A 17,553-nucleotide genomic window follows, 5' to 3' on the forward strand; every position below is an offset into this window, starting at 1 on the left:
AGCGTCCTTTTCTCAAGCGTTGATCAGCGGCGTTCACGGCGACCTTCACGGTCGTCACGCTTCTGCATCTGAACCGAGGGGCCTTCGGCGTGCTCATCGACCTTGATGGTCAGAACACGCATCACGTCTTCATGAAGGCGCATCAGGCGTTCCATTTCCTGTACCGCTGCCGCAGGGGCGTCGGTGCGCAGGAAGGCATAGTGGCCTTTGCGGTTCTTGTTGATCTTGTAGGCCATCGTCTTGACGCCCCAGTACTCGCTGTCGACGAGCTTGCCGTCGTTGTCAGCCAGTACGGTACCAAAATGTTCGATGAGGCCTTCAGCTTGCGAGTTGGACAGGTCCTGACGCGCAATCATTACATGCTCATAAAGGGGCATGCGAACTCCTGTTTCTGTCTAGGCGCATTTCATAGACCGGGCGGTTGATCCTTCCGCGGCCTGGTCACGAGAGGCTGCGCGGATCGAAAATCGTGCGGAAGGAAGCCTCCGTATACAGGCTTTCCCGCGAAGGGCAAGTTTTAATGCAATCAAGGTTCAACAGGGTCGAAACGGGCCTCAGCCAGCAAGGTGGAGCGCGCTCAATAGACTGCACAGTCGAACCTCCGCGTTTGCGCAAAATCCCGCCGCCCGCGCCACTGTTCGATCAAGAACACGTTATGTGGAGTTTTGCCCGTATCATTTCACAGGTAGTTCCCACACTTGTTATGTCACACCCTGTTATACACCAACTCGTATCGGAGTTTTTGACCATGAAAAACCTTCTTCTTGCCGCTGCCCTGACCGGTGCAGCCGCCACTGCTGCCATCGCTGCGCCTGAGAAATACGCTCTGGACGCCAGCCACAGCCAGATCCTTTTCAGCTACAACCACCTGGGCTTCTCCACGACTTGGGGCATGTTCTCTGGTTTTGAAGGCGAGATCATGTTCGATCAGGAAGATCCTGCCTCCTCCAGCGTTTCGGTTTCTATGCCGGTCATGTCCATGTTCACCGGCTGGGAAGGCCGTTTCGACCACTTCATGTCCAAGGATTTCTTTGAAGCCTCTGAAGATGAAATGGTCAGCTTTACCTCGACAGGTATCGAAGTTACCGGCGAGAACACGGCCAAGATCACCGGTGACCTGACCCTCAACGGTGTCACCAAGTCGGTGGTTCTGGATGCAACTCTGAACCAGGTTGGCGATCACCCGATGGCCGGGAAGCCCTGGGCCGGCTTTGACGCCACCACGACCCTGGTGCGCAGCGACTTTGGCCTCGGCAAGTTCGCACCTTACGTCAGCGATGAAGTTCAGGTTCAGATCTCGATCGAGGCAATGAAAGCCGAGTAATCGGTCCTGCACTCAAATCAAGACCAGTTTGTGCGCCGTACCCTTTGGGTGCGGCGTTTTTCTTGTGTGGCGAGCCACGCCTGCGCCGGAGTAGCGCTTGGCGTTGTTTGCGTCCTGTGTGTCTGCCTCGCGGCCTGCACCGAACGACCGCGCGGCAGCTATGGTCGGCAGGCTGCGTGAAAGACGCAGCGCGATGCGTGGCTGCTCTTCTGCCTCTTTATACACTGCACTCATTCAGAAGCGGTCTTCACGAGCCTTCGATGCAAGAAAGGCCCCCCTCGAAGGGGGCCTTTGGGGAGGCATGCCGGGTGACTTGTTGGGTTTTTGCGCAGGCTAAGGAGCGGCGCGTGTCGCAGTCAGATTCACGTCGATGCCGACGGCAAAGGCCAGCGTGCCCTCGTCCTGCGTGCCCTGTCCGATGTTGAAATCAAGCCGGTTCACCGTGGTGCTGCCGTTCATAGTTGCCTGATCGCCCTCAAGGGTCAGTTCGAACGGCAGGGTGATGGGCACGCTCTGGTCGCGGATGGTCAGCGGTCCGTTCGCTTCATACCCTGTTTCGGTTTTCACGATTTCACCTTCAAACCGGGCAGTCGGGTAGGTTCCGCTGTCAAAGTAGTCGGCCCCCATGGCCTGATCCGTGACCGATCCGAGGCTGAGAGACGGAATGACGATCGTCACGTCGACCTTGCCAGCGGGGCCGGGACTTGAAGGTTCTTCAAAATCGATTGTAGCGGTCCAGTCAGAAAACTGACCCTCCACCGCGCTGCCCATCTGGGTGATCGTAATGGCGAGAGTTCCGGTCTGGACTTGCCAGCCAGCCAAGGCCGCCGATCCTGCCGTGTCTACGAGCGCGGAGTTGTCGGATTCAAAGGTATCGGGTGCGTCAGCGGCGGCACGCTCATGCTCTTCGGCTTCGCCCAGAAATGTGCCCACGGTCAGAACGGCGACGAACACAGCCAAGGCCACACTGGCAGGCCGCAGACTGTGCGTTTGCGCGGGAGGTTGCGGCATTTTTCCCGATCCGGGCAGCATCCGGCGCAGGGTCGAGTCCTGGTCGATCACGTGGTGTTTCAGCGCACCGGCAATATGCAGGGCCAGGGATGCGGCCAATGTCCAGACAAGGATTTCATGTGCGTCGCCGAACAGATGCGCCACTTCTTCGGATTTCGGAACGAACGGCAGCGATTGACCGAATGGCCAGAAAATCGGCGCAAAGCCCGTCGTTGCTGCATGATGGATCCAGCCGGTCAGGGGAACAGCGACAAGCGAGCCGTAGAGCATCCAGTGCACCACTTCGGCGGCCAATGCCTCAAGTTTGTTGTCAGGATGCAAAAGCCCGGGCTTCTCCCCGCTGATGGCCCAAAGGATCCGCAGCAAGGCCACAAAGAAGACGGCAACGCCTACGGTCTTGTGCAGGGAAAACAAAAGCGCGGTGCGGCTTATGGTGTCTTGGGAGCCGTCAAAATCCGGGCTTTGGATATAATGCGCCAGTTCATTGGCGAAATAGCCCAGGGGAAAGGCTGTAAAGATCAAGAGAGCGGTCAGCCAGTGAAATGTTTTGGCGACACTGCCGTATTCGGAAAAACTGTTGCGTGCGGACATGGCGGGGGCCTCTGCGATTTGCGACACGTCACAGCCTAGCGGGCGCGCTGCCACAGGCAATGGCGGAGCCTGTCTGTGAGCGCACAGTTGGGGTGCGCAGACGCGGCAGGCGACCTAGATCACTTGTATGCATGGGTCGCTGCGTCTAAACCGGCTGAAATGGCAAAAAAGGGATGAGGTCATAGATGACTGTCGCATTTGTGTTTCCGGGGCAGGGTGCCCAGACGATCGGCATGGGCAAGGAGTTGGCAGAGGCCTATCCGTCGGCCAAAGCCATCTTTGACGAGGTGGACGAGGCGCTTGGTGAAGCCCTGAGCGGCCTGATCTGGGAGGGCGACATTGAGACCCTGACCCTGACCCGCAACGCGCAGCCTGCACTGATGGCGACCTCCATGGCGGCCATGCGCGCGCTTGAGGCCGAGGGCATCGCGATCGACAAGGCCGCCTTTGTCGCCGGGCATTCTCTGGGCGAATATTCCGCTCTTGCGGCAGCCGGAGCAATTTCGGTTGGCGATACCGCACGCTTGCTGCGCACCCGCGGCGCTGCGATGCAGGATGCCGTGCCGGTGGGTGAGGGCGCAATGGCTGCAATCCTGGGGCTGGACCTTGAGGCCGTGCGCGCCGTCGCGATCGAGGCCGCCCAGGGCGAGGTTTGCCAGGCCGCCAATGACAACGATCCGACACAGGTTGTGGTCTCCGGCTCCAAAGCGGCTGTTGAGCGGGCCGCCGGGATCGCCAAGGAAAAAGGCGCCAAGCGCGCCGTTATGCTGCCGGTAAGTGCGCCATTTCATTGCGCCCTCATGCAGCCCGCCGCCGATGTGATGGCTGAGGCGCTTGCGGGTGTAGAAATCCTATCCCCCGCGGTGCCATTGATCGCCAATGTACGCGCTGATGCAGTCACGGATCCCGATGAGATCCGCGCGCTCCTGGTGGAACAGGTGACTGGTTCGGTGCGCTGGCGTGAAAGCGTGCAGGCCATGGCTGCCAAGGGCGTTACCGAGTTCTGGGAGATCGGTGCGGGCAAGGCCCTGTCGGGAATGATCCGTAAAATCGATCGCGCACTGGTCTGCCGCCAGGTGGGTACGCCCGAAGGCGCAAAGGCCGCGCTTGAGAGCTGAAAGCTGACATCCACATGATAGGCGCCGCGTGGTTCACCTGATCGGCGCTGACATAAAGAACGAGGAAATCACATGTTTGATCTGACGGGAAAGAACGCCCTGATCACCGGCGCCTCTGGCGGGATTGGCGGGGATATTGCCCGCGCTCTTCATGCCGCAGGTGCCACTGTTGCTCTGTCCGGCACCCGCGAGGAGCCGCTCAAAGCGCTGGCAGATGAGCTGGGAGAGCGCGCCTATGTGCTGCCCTGCAACCTCAGCGACTCCGAAGCCGTCGATGCGCTGCCTAAACAGGCCGCCGAAGCGATGGGCTCGGTCGATATCCTGGTGAACAATGCCGGTATAACACGTGACAATCTTTTCATGCGCATGAAGGATGAAGAATGGCAAAGCGTTCTGGACGTGAACCTGACCTCGACCATGCGCCTGTGCCGCGGCGTGTTGCGCGGTATGATGAAAGCACGCTGGGGGCGGATCATCAATATCTCCTCCATCGTCGGAGCCACGGGTAACCCCGGGCAAGCGAACTACGCGGCGTCCAAGGCAGGTATGGTAGGTATGTCCAAATCCTTGGCCTATGAGGTTGCAAACCGCGGCATCACCGTGAACGCGATTGCGCCGGGCTTCATTGCGACCGCGATGACCGACAAGCTGACCGATGACCAGAAAGCGAACATTTTGGGCCAGGTGCCAGCCGGGCGGATGGGAGATTCGAAAGAGATCGCCGCGGCGGTCCTGTATCTGGCGAGTGCGGAGGCCGCTTATGTCACCGGCAGTACGCTGCATGTAAACGGCGGCATGGCGATGCTCTGAGTTTTGGTTCGGGGCGCCGAGCGGACTCGGTGCTCCAAACCTCTTCTTGAGGGAATTTCTAGGCTGGCTAGGAGCGGTTATTTCCACTTCTAAGATGCTGATTTTATAGTAATTATGAGAAAAGTGGAGGCGCAGGGGTTGCAGGTTCCGCGAGCAGCCGCCATTTGCCCCTCCAGCATGCGAAGCCGCAGGGTTCCGGGAACCGCCGGGAGGTTGCGAAAACGTTTGCCTCAGGGCGCGTCTGTGCTATAGGCGCCCCATATTCTTGCTGACCGGGCGTGGCCCATGTTGGCTGTCTCCGCTTCGCGGGGGAACAACCGCCCGGATCGGGCAAAACAATGCCAGCCCGTGCGGGTAAGGGCAAAACCGGGCAGAGTTGCCCTGAAGAAACGAGGAATGGATATGAGCGACGTCGCAGACCGCGTGAAAAAGATCGTTGTAGAGCACCTGGGTGTTGAAGAAGCCAAAGTGACCGAGAACGCCTCGTTCATCGACGACCTGGGCGCCGACAGCCTGGACACGGTTGAACTGGTCATGGCCTTTGAAGAAGAGTTCGGCATCGAGATCCCGGATGATGCAGCCGAAACCATCCAGACCTTTGGCGATGCGGTGAAGTTCATCACCGAAGCCTCCTAAGAGTTTCATTCACACCCTTGTGAATGCCTGAGCGGCGCTTTCCACATGGAAAGCGCCGTTTTGCGTCATGGAGCCTTCTCCTTTTTGTGGCCGACTGATCCTGAGACCACTGCGCCTGTGTTATGCTGGTGCGGAACCCGGATACGCGCATTTTTTGGAGGACTTGCCCATGATGATCTACCCGACGATGGAGCTGATGAACGGCCGCTGCGTCACGCTGGACAAGGGGCGGCTCGATAATCCGATGCTCTGGCATGTGGATCCAGTGGAAACGGCGAAAGGCTTTGCCGCGAGTGGGGCCGAGTGGATGCATCTGACGGATTTCAACGCGGTGCGGGGCGAGGACACCAATGCAGGTCTTGTTGAAGAGATCATTCGCAGTGTCGGTATTCCTGTTCAGCTTGGTGGGGGGATGCGCAGCCGAGAGCAGATCGAACACTGGATCGATCGCGGAGCCGGGCGCGTGACCGTGGGCACCCTGGCCGCCCGCGACCCGGCGCTGGTTGCTGAACTGGCCAAGCAGCATCCTGATCAGATCGTGCTGGCGGTTGACGTCTGGCAGGGGCAGGTGATGACTGAGGGTTGGCGCCAGTCAGGCGCTTTCCAGCCTCAAGCCTATATCGAAGCCTTTGGCGACGCCCCTTTTGCTGCGATCATCATTACCGACATCGATAGCGACATGTCTGATGTGGAAGCGCAGCTTGGCTTGATTGCCGGCCTTGCCGAGCGGGCGAAGGCACCGGTTATTGCCAGCGGGGTGGTGCGCGGTGTCGATGATATCGCACGTCTCAAGTACATTCCGAATATTTCCGGCAGCTTGGTCGGCCGGGCACTGTTCCGCAAAACGCTGACCCTGGCAGAAGCCCTGGAAGTGGCCCGTCCGCAATCAGAACCTATCGCCGAATTCCTGTAAGGTACTGATCACAAACCAGTGTACCGCGCCACATTGGCGAAGGTTCATGGTCTGGCAGTCCGGCATTGAGAAGCGCAGCCACGGCCCTGCCCAAGGGCGCGCGGGTCTAACCGCTAGGGTTTGCCGCTAGGGCTGGTGTCTATTATTCGCGCGTCTGAGCGTGACCCCGCTCTTGGCTCATGTCGGGTTTGATCGGCGCACTTGCACCTTTTGTCCAATCCAATGTATCTGGGTGGACGAATTGCCGAGGCAGAGGAGAGCAAGGAATGCGTCGAGTAGTTGTCACCGGACTTGGCCTGGTTACCCCTTTGGCCAGCGGGGTCGAAGAAACATGGTCGCGTCTGTTGGACGGTCAGTCCGGCGCAGGGCCGATCACCCTGTTTGATACTGAGGCCAGCGGCGTTGCAACCACCTATGCCTGCGAAGTGCCGCGAGGTGATGGGTCGAACGGGACTTTCAACGCCGACGACTTCCTCGCCCCAAAGGAGCAGCGCAAGGTCGATGACTTCATCCTCTACGGCCTTGCCGCAGCGGATATGGCGGTCAAGGATGCGGGCTGGATGCCCGAGGATGAGGAAAGCCTGCTGCGCACCGGCGTGATGATCGGTTCGGGCATTGGCGGCCTCAGCTCGATTGCCGACACCGCAGTGCTGATCAAGGAACGCGGCGTGCGCCGGGTATCCCCCTTCTTCATACCCGGATCCCTGATCAACTTGGCTTCTGGTCAGGTTTCGATCCGCTATGGCTTCAAGGGGCCGAACCATTCGGTTGTGACCGCCTGCTCGACGGGTGCTCATGCCATTGGCGATGCCAGCCGTATCATCCGAGCGGGTGATGCAGACGTGATGGTGGCCGGTGGCGCCGAGGCTGCGATCTGCGAGATCGGAATCGCAGGTTTCAACGCGTGCAAGGCGCTTAGCACTAAGTACGGAGATGATCCGAAAACGGCGAGCCGCCCCTATGACCAGGACCGTGACGGTTTCGTCATGGGGGAAGGCGCCGGCGTTGTGATCCTTGAGGAATACGAGCACGCCAAGGCGCGCGGAGCCAAAATCTATGCCGAGGTTCTGGGCTACGGCATGTCGGGTGACGCCTACCACATCACCGCGCCGTCCGAGACGGGTGAAGGCGGTGAACGCTCCATGCGTGCCGCATTGGCCAATGCGGGGCTGGAGCCGAAGGACGTGGATTACATCAACGCCCACGGCACCTCGACCATGGCCGACACCATCGAACTGGGCGCCGTTGAGCGGATGCTCGGCGAGCACGCTGGCAATGTCACAATGTCGTCGACCAAATCCTCCACCGGGCACCTTCTGGGCGCGGCGGGCGCGATCGAGGCGATCTTCTCGATCCTGGCAATCCGAGATCAGGTGGCGCCGCCCACGATAAACCTCGACAATCCGGCGGTGGAAAGCCCCGTGGATCTTGCGCCCAACGCCAAGCGCGAGCGCAAGATCGATGTGGCTCTGTCCAACTCCTTTGGTTTTGGCGGCACCAACGCCTCCGTGGTTTTCGGAAAGCCCAAGTAAATGTGGCGCGCCCTTGCCTCCAACATGATGACGGTCCTCATCGTGGCGCTGTTCCTTCTGGGGGGCGTCGTCATGTGGGGCAAGTCTCAATACACAGCCGAAGGCCCGCTGGAGCAGGCCATGTGTCTGCGCGTTCAAAGCGGGTCGAACATGACTCGCGTGTCGCGCGATCTTGAAGACCAGGGCGCGATCACCTCTGGTGCACTTTTCCGCATCGGCGTGAAATATGACGAAAAAGCCGCCCTCCTGAAGGCTGGCAGCTATCTGGTGCGGCCCGGCGCCTCGATGGAAGAGATCGTCGATCAGATCACCCGTGGCGGCGCCAGCACCTGCGGCACAGAGATTGTCTACCGTATCGGCGTGACGCGGGTTCTGGCAGAGGTGCGCGAGCTGGACCCTGCTACCAACCGCTTTGTTGAGCGGGCGGAGTTCAACCCAGCAGAGGAAGAAGCTCCGGCTGAGTATCTGGAAAAGAAGGCTGAAGGCGACACCCGGTTCCGTATCGCCTTGGCTGAAGGGGTGACCAGCTGGCAGGTGACCGAGTCTCTCAAAGCGATGGACATCCTCGAAGGTGAAACCGGCCCGCGTCCACCCGAGGGCATGCTGGCCCCTGACAGCTATGAAGTGAGCCCCGGTGACCAGCGCGCCGAGATCCTGGCCGAGATGCAAGAGCGTCAGATTCAAAGGATCAATGACGCATGGGAGGCGCGCTCGCCTGATGCGGCGGTCGAAACACCTGAAGAGATGTTGATCCTCGCCTCCATCATTGAAAAGGAGACCGGTGTCGCCGAAGAGCGTCGCCAGGTCGCCAGCGTCTTTACCAACCGCCTGAAACGGGGGATGCGTCTGCAGACCGACCCGACCGTGATCTACGGTGTGACCAAAGGTGAGGGGGTTCTGGGGCGTGGCCTACGCCAAAGCGAGCTGCGCGGTGTGACGCCTTGGAACACCTACGTGATCGAAGGGCTGCCGCCCACGCCCATCGCCAACCCTGGCCTTGCCAGCCTGACAGCTGCGGTGAATCCTGACGAGACGGATTACATTTTCTTCGTTGCGGATGGCACCGGAGGCCACGCCTTTGCCAAAACACTGGCAGAGCATAATCGCAATGTCGCGAAATGGCGTCAGATCGAAGCTGAGAGAAACAACAACTGAAATTTGCGGCTCCGTTTCAAATACTGGGATTTGGTTGAAGGGCGCGCGCGGGCGCCCTTTTCCGTCTGCCGGTGCAGCAGCCAAAGTTCACTTGAGCGCGCGCTTGGCAGGTCGCCAAATCCTAACTTGGCCTTCCTGTGCAGCGCGGTGGCATCCGGAGCTTACTTGACTTGATTGCGAATATCGCGTATAGGTTGTATTGCAGTTGGAAGGAAACTTGGCGGCCCCGATGTCATTTCGGCGGCCGTTTTTCTTTCTCTCATCCGGGGCGCATCCGAATGAGGTCTCCTTTTCCATGACGTATTCTCGTGACGGATCCTGAAACAGTGGATCCGACCCATTCAACCAGCGATTTGCTGCGCTCGCTAAAGGCCTCCATCCTTCGGCTGCGACAAAAGGCTGAGGAGCTGCGGGAGCAGTTGGAGCGGCTTGGGCCAGACGCCCTCGAGGAGGGTGAGCAGCGACAGGTTGCCAAACTCGACAGTCTCATCCGGGATTGCCAGAAGGTGGAGAAGACGCTTGCAGAACAAACACAAGGCACCAACGGCACGGACAATGGGATCAACCTCGATGAGGCAAGGGCTGAGGTCACTCGCCGCCTGTCTCGCCTCAGGGCCGCAGCAATTGGCGCAGAACCTGATCGACACCTTAAGTGACGATGCCCTGCGCGCGCTGCCCTATCTTTTCGACGTTTGGGCACACCCTCATCAGCTCCCGCCGGACGGGGATTGGCGGACCTGGGTGATCCTTGGCGGGCGCGGCGCAGGAAAGACGCGCGCCGGGGCCGAGTGGTTGCGCGGCCAGGTGGAGGGCAGCACCCCTCTTGCGGCAGGCCCGGCGGAACGGCTGGCCCTGATTGGTGAGACCTACGATCAGGTGCGCGATGTGATGATCCAGGGGGATAGCGGTCTTTTGGCCTGCGCACCGCCAGATCGTAGACCGATGTGGAAGGCCAGCGAGCGCAAGCTCATTTGGGCGAACGGGGCAATGGCTCAGGCCTTTTCTGCGAGCGATCCCGAGGCTCTGCGCGGCCCTCAATTTGATGCTGCCTGGGCAGATGAGCTGGCCAAGTGGAAAAAGGGACAAGATTGCTGGGACATGCTGCAATTTGCCTTGCGGCTTGGCCAGAACCCGCAGGTCTGTGTCACCACAACGCCGCGCAACGTGGCCTTGTTGCGTAGACTTCTGGCGCTGCCCTCTACCGTGCAAACACATGCGGCCACCGAAGCGAACCGCGCAAACCTGGCGCCGTCATTTCTTTCCGATGTGCGCGCCCGCTATGCAGGCTCACGCCTTGGACGGCAGGAACTGGATGGAGAGCTGTTGGAAGATGTGCAAGGCGCGCTGTGGAGTGCTGCTCAGCTGGAAAAGCTGCGCAGAGAGGCGCCGCCGCCCCTCAGCCGGGTTGTGATCGCAGTCGACCCGGCCGTGAGTGCGGGCAAAGCCTCGGACGCTTGCGGGATCGTTGTGGTAGGGGCCCTCACGGACGGTCCCCCACAAGATTGGTGCGCCTTTGTGCTGGAGGATTGTACGGTGCAAGGCGCACAGCCCCTGGCCTGGGCCAGAGCAGCCATTGCCGCGCGGGATCAGTATTCTGCAGACCGTTTGGTGGCCGAGGTGAACCAAGGGGGCGCCTTGGTGGAAAGCGTGCTTCGGCAGGTGGATCCGTTTGTGCCCTTTCGCGCCTTGCATGCCGCCAGGGGCAAAGGAGCGCGGGCCGAGCCGGTGGCGGCACTTTATGAACAGGGGCGTGTCTTCCACCTATCGGGCCTTGGGGAGCTTGAGGACCAGATGTGCCAGATGACTGCGCGTGGCTATCAGGGGCAGGGCTCTCCGGACCGGCTTGATGCAATGGTCTGGGCCATTCACGAGCTGATGATCCGGCCAGCCTCCGATCTGAGGGTCCCACGTGCGCGGATGCTCTGATTGATCCGCTGCGGGTGTTGCCTGTGTGGCGGGCGGGTGAATGAGCGGATCTTCATGTCCGGCTGTCACAACTGTTCCCAGCAAAGGGCGCAGTCGCGTCGATCAGGAATGAGGAGTGCAGCATGGTCTTTGACCGCCTGCGGCGCAGAAAGCAGCCGATGCAGCAATCGGCCCCGCACCCGCCAGAGCGCAAGGCCAGCGCTGCCGCGCGGGTTGCGAATTGGCATGACCGTGGGGGCGTAAACTGGAGCCCGCGCGACACCGTCTCACTGACGCGCAACGGTTTTGCCGGAAACCCGGTGGGTTTTCGTGCGGTGAAGCTGATCGCCGAGGCGGCGGCGGCCTTGCCCCTGATCCTGCAGGACAGCGCGCAGCGCTATGAGACGCATCCGATCCTATCGCTGTTGGCCAGGCCAAACCCGGCGCAATCGCGCTCTGACCTGATGGAGGCGCTGGTTGGTCATCTTCTGTTGTCAGGCAATGCCTATGTTGAGGCGGTCGCCACCGAGGAAGGCCTTCCGGGTGAGCTGCACGTGCTGCGCCCTGAGCGGATGAGCGTGGTGCCTGGCGCCGATGGCTGGCCGGTGGCCTATGATTATGCGGTCGCTGGGCGCAAACATCGCTTTGCCGCCGCGGGCGCGCGACGTGCAATCTGTCATATTCGCAGCTTTCATCCGCAGGATGACCACTATGGGTTCGCGCCCATCCAGGCGGCAGCCACCGCTGTGGATGTGCACAATGCGGCCTCACGCTGGTCCAAGGCGCTGCTGGATAATGCCGCGCGGCCCTCTGGGGCGCTGGTCTGGTCTGGGAGTGACAGTCAGGGCATGCTGACGGAGGATCAATTTCGTCGCCTAAGTGAAGACATTGAAAGTAACTTTCAGGGCGCGCGAAATGCTGGGCGGCCGATGGTTCTGGAGGGAGGGCTTGATTGGAAGCCGATGGGGTTTTCGCCCTCCGACATGGAGTTTCAAAAGACCAAGGAGGCCGCCGCGCGGGAAATCGCCCTGGCCTTTGGTGTACCGCCGATGCTCTTGGGCCTGCCGGGCGACGCGGCCTACGCAAATTACCAGGAAGCGAACCGCGCCTTCTATCGCCTGACCGTTCTGCCCTTGGTCTCGCGCGTGGCGGCAGTTCTGTCGGACTGGCTGTCGGGTTTCAGTGGCGAGGCGCTTGAGCTGCGCGCGGATCTGGATCAGGTCTCCGCCCTGTCCTCTGAACGGGAGGCGCAATGGCGCCGGGTGTCGCAGGCAGATTTCCTCAGCAAGGATGAAAAGCGTCGACTCCTTGGCCTGCCGCCCTTGGACATGAGGGATTGTGATGCCTGAGATGCAACTTCCCCCCTTCGATTGCTCGCCTGGTCTGCGTCTGTCGGCCCATGAGCGGGTGACGGAGATCCACAATCAGGCGGTCAACCGGCGGCTTGAGAGGATCGAGCAGATGATAGAGCGGCTGGAAAAGCGGCTTTGGCTGACGGTCTATGGCGTTGCAGCCGTCATTTTGGCGCAGGCATTTCAGTCCTTTCTGGTCGCACAATAGGACTGGAAAACAGTGCAGTAAAAGGAGCAATTCATGCAGGCGCAGCTTGAACTTGAACAGAAATTCGCGGGCAGTGACACGGGGCTGCAACTGGAAGGTGACGATGTCATTCAAGGCTATGCCAGCCTGTTCGGCGAAATTGATCAGGGCGGTGATGTCGTGATGCCGGGGGCCTACGGGGCATCGCTAAGCGCCCTTGCCGCGCGAGACTGCAAGGTGAAGATGTTGTGGCAGCATGACCCTGGTCAGCCCATTGTGGTTTGGGATGAGGTGCGAGAGGATGCCCGCGGCCTTTGGGTCAAAGGGCGGGTTCTGACCGAAACGCAGCGCGGAGCAGAGGCGGTATCGCTTATCGCAGCAGGTGCCCTGGATGGGCTGTCGATCGGCTACCGTACGGTTCAGGCTGCACACCATGAGGGGGGCGGGCGAAAGCTGACCGAGCTGGACCTGTGGGAAGTGTCCCTGGTGACCTTTCCCATGCTCGCCACCGCGCGGGTTGCGGCGAAATCGACCTCCGAGACGGAAGCCGTGTTGCGCGCCCTTGCGGCCGAACTGCGCGGCGCGCGGGATACGTAAGACCTCAAGGAAACAGGACAACAAATGAGCAAACTGGAAATCCCGGCCCTGGCCGGAGATGCGGTGCCGCTGGTGCAGGAAGTCCGTCAGGCCGTTTCCGGCTTTGTCAAAGACTTCAGGGGGTTCCAGGGTGAAGTGCAGGCGAAACTAAAACAGACGGAAGAGCGAATGACCATGCTGGATCGAAAAACTCAGGTGGCGGCGCGTCCCCATCTTGCCGCTAGCGAGGAGATCGGCGCGCCCCATCAAAAGGCATTTGGCGCCTACCTGCGCTCGGGCGATGAAGGGGCGTTGAGGGGCCTTGAACTGGATGCAAAATCCCTGTCGGCATCGGTCAACAGCGATGGTGGCTATCTGGTCGATCCGCAAACCGCCGATACCGTGAAGTCGGTGCTCCAGTCGACGGCGTCGATCCGGGCCGTGGCCTCGGTGGTTAACGTGGAGGCGACGTCTTACGACGTGCTGATTGACCATACTGACATTGGCGCTGGCTGGGCGACGGAGACCGACCCGAGCGCAGAGACCGGTACGCCCTCAATCGACCGCATCACTATCCCGCTGCATGAGCTGAGCGCGCTGCCCAAGGCCTCGCAGCGCCTCCTTGATGACAGCGCCTTCGACATCGAAGGTTGGCTTGCAGGCCGGATCGCCGATAAATTCGCTCGGGCCGAGGCGGCTGCGTTCCTGAGCGGCGATGGGGTGGACAAACCCACCGGCATCCTCAGCCATCCCACCGTGGACAACGACGTCTGGTCCTGGGGCAGCCTTGGCTATGTGGCGACAGGCGTCGATGGCGACATCGGCAATGGCGATGCGATCATTGATCTGGTCTATGCGCTGGGGGCTCAGTATCGGGCCGGGGCGTCTTTCGTGATGAACTCCAAAACCGCAGGCGTGATCCGCAAGCTGAAGGACGCCGATGGCCGTTTCCTTTGGTCCGATGGTCTTGCTGCTGGTGAGCCTGCGCGACTGATGGGTTACCCGGTGCTGGTGGCAGAGGATATGCCGGATGTCGCCTCAGGCAGCTACTCGGTGGCGTTTGGGGACTTTGCTGCCGGATATACCATCGCAGAACGCCCCGATCTGCGGGTGCTGCGCGATCCCTTCAGTGCCAAGCCTCATGTGCTGTTCTATGCGACCAAACGCAACGGCGGCGATGTCAGCGATTTTGCAGCCATCAAACTGCTGAAATTCGGCCTGAGCTAATCGCTTCAGGCCGATGACGGGGCCGGCAGCCCGGACCCGTCGGCGGGCGCATATCACCAACTCTTTGTCGTCCAGCTGCTCCCCCTCCGTCCGAGCGGCAAAGAGGATCTGCGCCCGCTGCAATGATCACACGAGGGGGGACACCGGCCTGGGGCCAACATTTGCGGGGAAGTGCGGAGAGATGAGATGATTTTGACCGAAGTGGCGCCAGTTCCGGACAGCGCTTTGCCGCTGGAGGCCTTCAAGGCCCATCTGCGACTGGGAACAGGCTTTGGCGAAGGCAACCTTCAGGACAGTGTTCTGATTGGGTTTCTGCGGGCGGCGGTTTCGGCAATCGAGGCACGCACAGGGAAGGGGTTGATCCGCCGGACATTCGAATGGGTCTTGCCCCGGTGGCGTGATCCGAGCAGGGCGACCTTTCCAGTGGCTCCGGTCGTGGCGATTTCTGCGGTGGTGGTTGAGGATGGCGCAGGCAGTCAAACCACTCTTGATCCCGGGCTCTACCACCTTGAACAGGACACCCATCACCCGAAGCTGCGGCCAGCAAGAGGCCATCTGCCGCTCGTGGCCAAAGGTGGCTCGGCAAAGATCACTTTTGAGGCCGGTCTTGCCACTCACTGGGGCGATCTGCCTGCCGATCTGGCTCAGGCGGTGCTGATGCTGGCGGCTCACTACTACGAGTACCGAGAGGATACAGGGCTGCACGGCGGCTGCATGCCCTTTGGGGTCACCAGCCTGATCGAGCGCTACCGCGCGCCGCGCCTGTCGCTGAGGGCGGTGCAATGACGGATCTTGCACCCGTGCCGCAACTTAGCCGTTCTCTGGTGCTGGAAGACCCCCAGCGTTTGCCCGATGGAGCAGGCGGCTATGTGGAAAGCTGGACAGCGCTTGGCACGCTCTGGGCCGAGGTGAGCGCCCTGAATGGTCGCAATGTAGATCAGCAGGGCGCGACCCTTTCGCTGCAGCGTTACCGGATCACCGTGCGGGCTGCGCCGGTTGGGTCCACCTCTCGCCCCCGCCCGGATCAGCGGTTCCGCGACGGAGAGCGGCTCTTTCGCATCGATGCGGTGAGCGAGGCGGATGCCCGCGGGCGCTATCTTACCTGTTTCGCGGTCGAGGAGGTGGGCGCATGACATATGCCCTGTCCGAGGCACTGCAATCGGCGGTTTATCAGCATCTTGCGTCGAACCCGGGCCTCACTGCGCTGATCGGTGGGGATCTCTTTGATGCGCTGCCATCGGGCACCTTGCCGCAGACCTATGTGGCACTTGGCCCCGAAGAGGTGGAGGACCGTTCGGATGTCTCAGGCGCTGGCGCACGGCATCGTTTCACGGTCAGTGTCTTTTCCGATACCGCCGGGTTTTCGGCGGCGAAAGCCGTGGCTGCGGTGGTGTGTGACGCGCTGATCGATGCGCCCCTCACCCTCACACGCGGACGGCTTGTGGGGCTGTGGTTTGAACGCGCTGCAGCCGAACGCCTGACCGATGGTGGGCGCAGCATTGTTCTGCGCTTTGCTGCGCGGGTTGAAGACGGATGAGCGTTTAGAGCAAGACGTAAGGCACTGTAATCATGTATGAAGTGGAGTGACCCCATGGGTGCACAGAATGGCAAGGATCTGCTGGTCAAGGTGGATATGACCGGGGATGGTCAGTTCGAAACCATTGCGGGACTGCGGGGCTGCGGGCCACGCGGGTCAGTTTCAACGCTGAAAGCGTCGATGTGACCAGTCTCGAAAGCCAGGGGGGCTGGCGCGAGCTGTTGTCAGGTGCCGGGGTGCGCTCGGCGAATGTTTCTGGCTCCGGTGTGTTTCGCGATGAAAGCACGGACGAGCGGGCGCGGCAGTTGTTCTTTGATGGTATCACGCCGGATTTCCAGGTTGTTGTCCCGGATTTTGGGATCATCGAAGGCCCCTTTCAGTTGACCGCCCTGGAATACGCGGGGACGCACAACGGTGAGGCCACCTATGAGCTGTCACTGGCCAGTGCCGGCGCGCTCACCTTCACGGCGGTATGACTCATGGCGAACCCGTTTGCAGGTCAGGTCGAAATTGTCATCGATGGAAGGCCTTATGCGTTGAAGCTCACACTTGGGGCTCTGGCCGGCCTGGAGCAGAGCCTGGGTAATGCCTCCCTGGTGGATCTTGTGAAACGGTTCGAAGAGGGTCGGTTTTCCGCTGGCGATATTCTGTCGCTTCTGGTGGCGGGGCTGGAAGGGGGCGGACATGATTTGCGGGCCGAGGATCTGGCTCGGGCTGAGATTTCCGGCGGTCCATTGGGTGCAGCAAGGATCGCGGCGCAGCTATTGGCGCGCAGTTTTGCACTTCCGGAGGGGCAGGGATGAGCGGTTTTGACTGGCCTGCGTTGATGCGGCTCGGCCTGACTGGGCTGCGCCTGACACCGGATGCCTTCTGGCATCTGACGCCGGCTGAGCTGCGCCTCATGCTGGGGCCAGATAGGGCCGGGGCGGCGATGGACCGGGCTGGACTTCAGGATTTGATGTCAGCCTTCCCGGATGGGCCAAGGAGCGAGGAACAAACCGATGGCAGGAACTGAAATCGCTGAACTTGAACTGCGAAGCGAGGCTTTGGGCGACGCGCTCGGAGAGGCTGCAGGCATGGCGGCAAGTTTCGATACCGAACTGCGCCGGGTACGTGATGCCTTCGCGGCGACGGGCAAGGATGTGCAGACGCTGGAACGCGGCATGTCGCGGGGGTTACGCCGTGCCTTCGAGGGGGTGGTGTTCGACGGCAAGAGCCTGTCGGACGCGCTGGATAGCGTTGCGCGCTCGATGATCCGTACCACTTACAACGCCGCCATTCGCCCGGTCACGGATCATGTCGGCGGCATCCTGGCCTCTGGTGTGGGCAACCTCGTGAGCGGGCTTTTGCCCTTTGCCGACGGCGCGGCGTTTTCCGAAGGGCGCGTGATGCCCTTTGCCCGTGGCGGCGTTGTGAGCGGCGCCACCCTGTTCCCGATGCGCGGGGGGGTGGGTCTGATGGGGGAAGCCGGTCCCGAGGCAATTCTGCCCCTGCGCCGCGCCGCCGATGGCTCGCTGGGTGTGACCAGCGCCGGGGAGCGGCCGATGCAGGTGGTGATGAATATCACCACGCCCGACGTGCAGGGCTTTCAGCGCAGCCAGGGCCAGATCGCCGCGCGCCTGTCCCGCGCTTTGACACGTGGCAACCGCAACCGTTGAACAACTCAGGGAGATTTTGCG

22 protein-coding genes and 1 pseudogene are annotated in these 17,553 nt (G+C 61.1%); 20 read left to right on the forward strand and 3 right to left on the reverse strand.

Features of this window, described 5'->3' with window-relative positions:
• Positions 1 to 23 precede the first annotated feature (23 nt).
• The gene (gene rpsF, locus INS80_RS15140) at positions 24 to 377 is read right to left on the reverse strand and encodes a 30S ribosomal protein S6 (RefSeq protein WP_192966426.1); all 354 of its coding nucleotides are present in this window, start codon (positions 375 to 377) and stop codon (positions 24 to 26) included.
• Between the two features lie 371 nt (positions 378 to 748).
• Between rpsF and INS80_RS15145 the strand changes: the two genes are divergently transcribed.
• Complete coding sequence (locus INS80_RS15145; RefSeq protein ID WP_192966427.1) at positions 749 to 1,324, forward strand: YceI family protein; 576 nt, start codon at positions 749 to 751, stop codon at positions 1,322 to 1,324.
• 12 nt (positions 1,325 to 1,336) lie between these two features.
• On the opposite strand, the gene INS80_RS15150 is transcribed toward INS80_RS15145, so the two are convergent.
• Together INS80_RS15150 and INS80_RS15155 are read right to left on the reverse strand one after the other, a co-directional pair.
• Positions 1,337 to 1,558 carry a hypothetical protein gene (locus INS80_RS15150; protein WP_192966428.1) on the reverse strand — a complete coding sequence of 74 codons (222 nt, stop codon included), beginning with the start codon at positions 1,556 to 1,558 and terminating at the stop codon, positions 1,337 to 1,339.
• Positions 1,559 to 1,657: 99 nt separating this feature from the next.
• Positions 1,658 to 2,926, reverse strand: a complete 1,269-nt coding sequence (locus tag INS80_RS15155) for a cytochrome b/b6 domain-containing protein (protein ID WP_192966429.1) — start codon at positions 2,924 to 2,926, stop codon at positions 1,658 to 1,660.
• Positions 2,927 to 3,111: 185 nt separating this feature from the next.
• Between INS80_RS15155 and fabD the strand changes: the two genes are divergently transcribed.
• From fabD to INS80_RS15250, 19 genes and pseudogenes are all read left to right on the forward strand, one after another.
• Positions 3,112 to 4,044: an ACP S-malonyltransferase gene (gene fabD, locus INS80_RS15160; RefSeq protein WP_192966430.1), complete on the forward strand. Its 933-nt coding sequence runs from the start codon at positions 3,112 to 3,114 to the stop codon at positions 4,042 to 4,044.
• Between the two features lie 72 nt (positions 4,045 to 4,116).
• On the forward strand, positions 4,117 to 4,854 hold the full coding sequence (gene fabG, locus INS80_RS15165; protein WP_192966431.1) for a 3-oxoacyl-[acyl-carrier-protein] reductase: 738 nt from the start codon (positions 4,117 to 4,119) through the stop codon (positions 4,852 to 4,854).
• A 402-nt stretch (positions 4,855 to 5,256) separates the two neighbouring features.
• Positions 5,257 to 5,490: an acyl carrier protein gene (locus tag INS80_RS15170; protein WP_065273474.1), complete on the forward strand. Its 234-nt coding sequence runs from the start codon at positions 5,257 to 5,259 to the stop codon at positions 5,488 to 5,490.
• Between the two features lie 169 nt (positions 5,491 to 5,659).
• Positions 5,660 to 6,403: a 1-(5-phosphoribosyl)-5-[(5-phosphoribosylamino)methylideneamino]imidazole-4-carboxamide isomerase gene (locus INS80_RS15175; protein WP_192966432.1), complete on the forward strand. Its 744-nt coding sequence runs from the start codon at positions 5,660 to 5,662 to the stop codon at positions 6,401 to 6,403.
• A gap of 266 nt (positions 6,404 to 6,669) precedes the next feature.
• Positions 6,670 to 7,935, forward strand: a complete 1,266-nt coding sequence (gene fabF, locus INS80_RS15180; RefSeq protein WP_192966433.1) for a beta-ketoacyl-ACP synthase II — start codon at positions 6,670 to 6,672, stop codon at positions 7,933 to 7,935.
• Positions 7,936 to 9,090 carry an endolytic transglycosylase MltG gene (mltG, locus tag INS80_RS15185; protein WP_192966434.1) on the forward strand — a complete coding sequence of 385 codons (1,155 nt, stop codon included), beginning with the start codon at positions 7,936 to 7,938 and terminating at the stop codon, positions 9,088 to 9,090.
• Positions 9,091 to 9,398: 308 nt separating this feature from the next.
• Positions 9,399 to 9,746, forward strand: a complete 348-nt coding sequence (locus tag INS80_RS15190; protein ID WP_192966435.1) for a recombinase — start codon at positions 9,399 to 9,401, stop codon at positions 9,744 to 9,746.
• Positions 9,646 to 11,016, forward strand: coding sequence for a DNA-packaging protein (locus INS80_RS15195; RefSeq protein WP_226892637.1), 1,371 nt, complete (start codon positions 9,646 to 9,648; stop codon positions 11,014 to 11,016). Before INS80_RS15190 ends, INS80_RS15195 begins: the two co-directional genes overlap by 101 nt.
• A 122-nt stretch (positions 11,017 to 11,138) precedes the next feature.
• Positions 11,139 to 12,344, forward strand: coding sequence for a phage portal protein (locus INS80_RS15200; RefSeq protein WP_192966437.1), 1,206 nt, complete (start codon positions 11,139 to 11,141; stop codon positions 12,342 to 12,344).
• Complete coding sequence (locus tag INS80_RS15205) at positions 12,337 to 12,555, forward strand: GTA head formation protein, RCAP_rcc01685 family (protein ID WP_192966438.1); 219 nt, start codon at positions 12,337 to 12,339, stop codon at positions 12,553 to 12,555. Before INS80_RS15200 ends, INS80_RS15205 begins: the two co-directional genes overlap by 8 nt.
• 33 nt (positions 12,556 to 12,588) lie before the next feature.
• The gene (locus tag INS80_RS15210) at positions 12,589 to 13,131 is read left to right on the forward strand and encodes an HK97 family phage prohead protease (protein ID WP_192966439.1); all 543 of its coding nucleotides are present in this window, start codon (positions 12,589 to 12,591) and stop codon (positions 13,129 to 13,131) included.
• A 24-nt stretch (positions 13,132 to 13,155) separates the two neighbouring features.
• The gene (locus INS80_RS15215; RefSeq protein WP_192966440.1) at positions 13,156 to 14,337 is read left to right on the forward strand and encodes a phage major capsid protein; all 1,182 of its coding nucleotides are present in this window, start codon (positions 13,156 to 13,158) and stop codon (positions 14,335 to 14,337) included.
• Between the two features lie 186 nt (positions 14,338 to 14,523).
• Positions 14,524 to 15,123, forward strand: a complete 600-nt coding sequence (locus tag INS80_RS15220; RefSeq protein ID WP_192966441.1) for a head-tail connector protein — start codon at positions 14,524 to 14,526, stop codon at positions 15,121 to 15,123.
• Entirely contained in the window at positions 15,120 to 15,470 is a 351-nt protein-coding gene (locus tag INS80_RS15225; protein ID WP_192966442.1) for a head-tail adaptor protein, read from the forward strand. The genes INS80_RS15220 and INS80_RS15225 overlap by 4 nt, the downstream gene beginning before the upstream one ends.
• Positions 15,467 to 15,874 carry a DUF3168 domain-containing protein gene (locus tag INS80_RS15230; protein ID WP_192966443.1) on the forward strand — a complete coding sequence of 136 codons (408 nt, stop codon included), beginning with the start codon at positions 15,467 to 15,469 and terminating at the stop codon, positions 15,872 to 15,874. The genes INS80_RS15225 and INS80_RS15230 overlap by 4 nt, the downstream gene beginning before the upstream one ends.
• A gap of 54 nt (positions 15,875 to 15,928) precedes the next feature.
• A pseudogene (locus INS80_RS15235) lies at positions 15,929 to 16,350 on the forward strand (phage major tail protein, TP901-1 family).
• Between the two features lie 3 nt (positions 16,351 to 16,353).
• The gene (locus INS80_RS15240) at positions 16,354 to 16,677 is read left to right on the forward strand and encodes a gene transfer agent family protein (RefSeq protein WP_192966444.1); all 324 of its coding nucleotides are present in this window, start codon (positions 16,354 to 16,356) and stop codon (positions 16,675 to 16,677) included.
• Complete coding sequence (locus INS80_RS15245; protein ID WP_192966445.1) at positions 16,674 to 16,889, forward strand: rcc01693 family protein; 216 nt, start codon at positions 16,674 to 16,676, stop codon at positions 16,887 to 16,889. Before INS80_RS15240 ends, INS80_RS15245 begins: the two co-directional genes overlap by 4 nt.
• Positions 16,876 to 17,532 (forward strand): RcGTA-type gene transfer agent tail tape measure protein, encoded by a 657-nt coding sequence (locus tag INS80_RS15250; protein WP_192966446.1) that lies wholly within the window; start codon positions 16,876 to 16,878, stop codon positions 17,530 to 17,532. Before INS80_RS15245 ends, INS80_RS15250 begins: the two co-directional genes overlap by 14 nt.
• Positions 17,533 to 17,553 lie beyond the last annotated feature (21 nt).

The organism is Phycobacter azelaicus (genome assembly GCF_014884385.1).
Taxonomy (GTDB): Bacteria; Pseudomonadota; Alphaproteobacteria; order Rhodobacterales; family Rhodobacteraceae; genus Phycobacter; species Phycobacter azelaicus.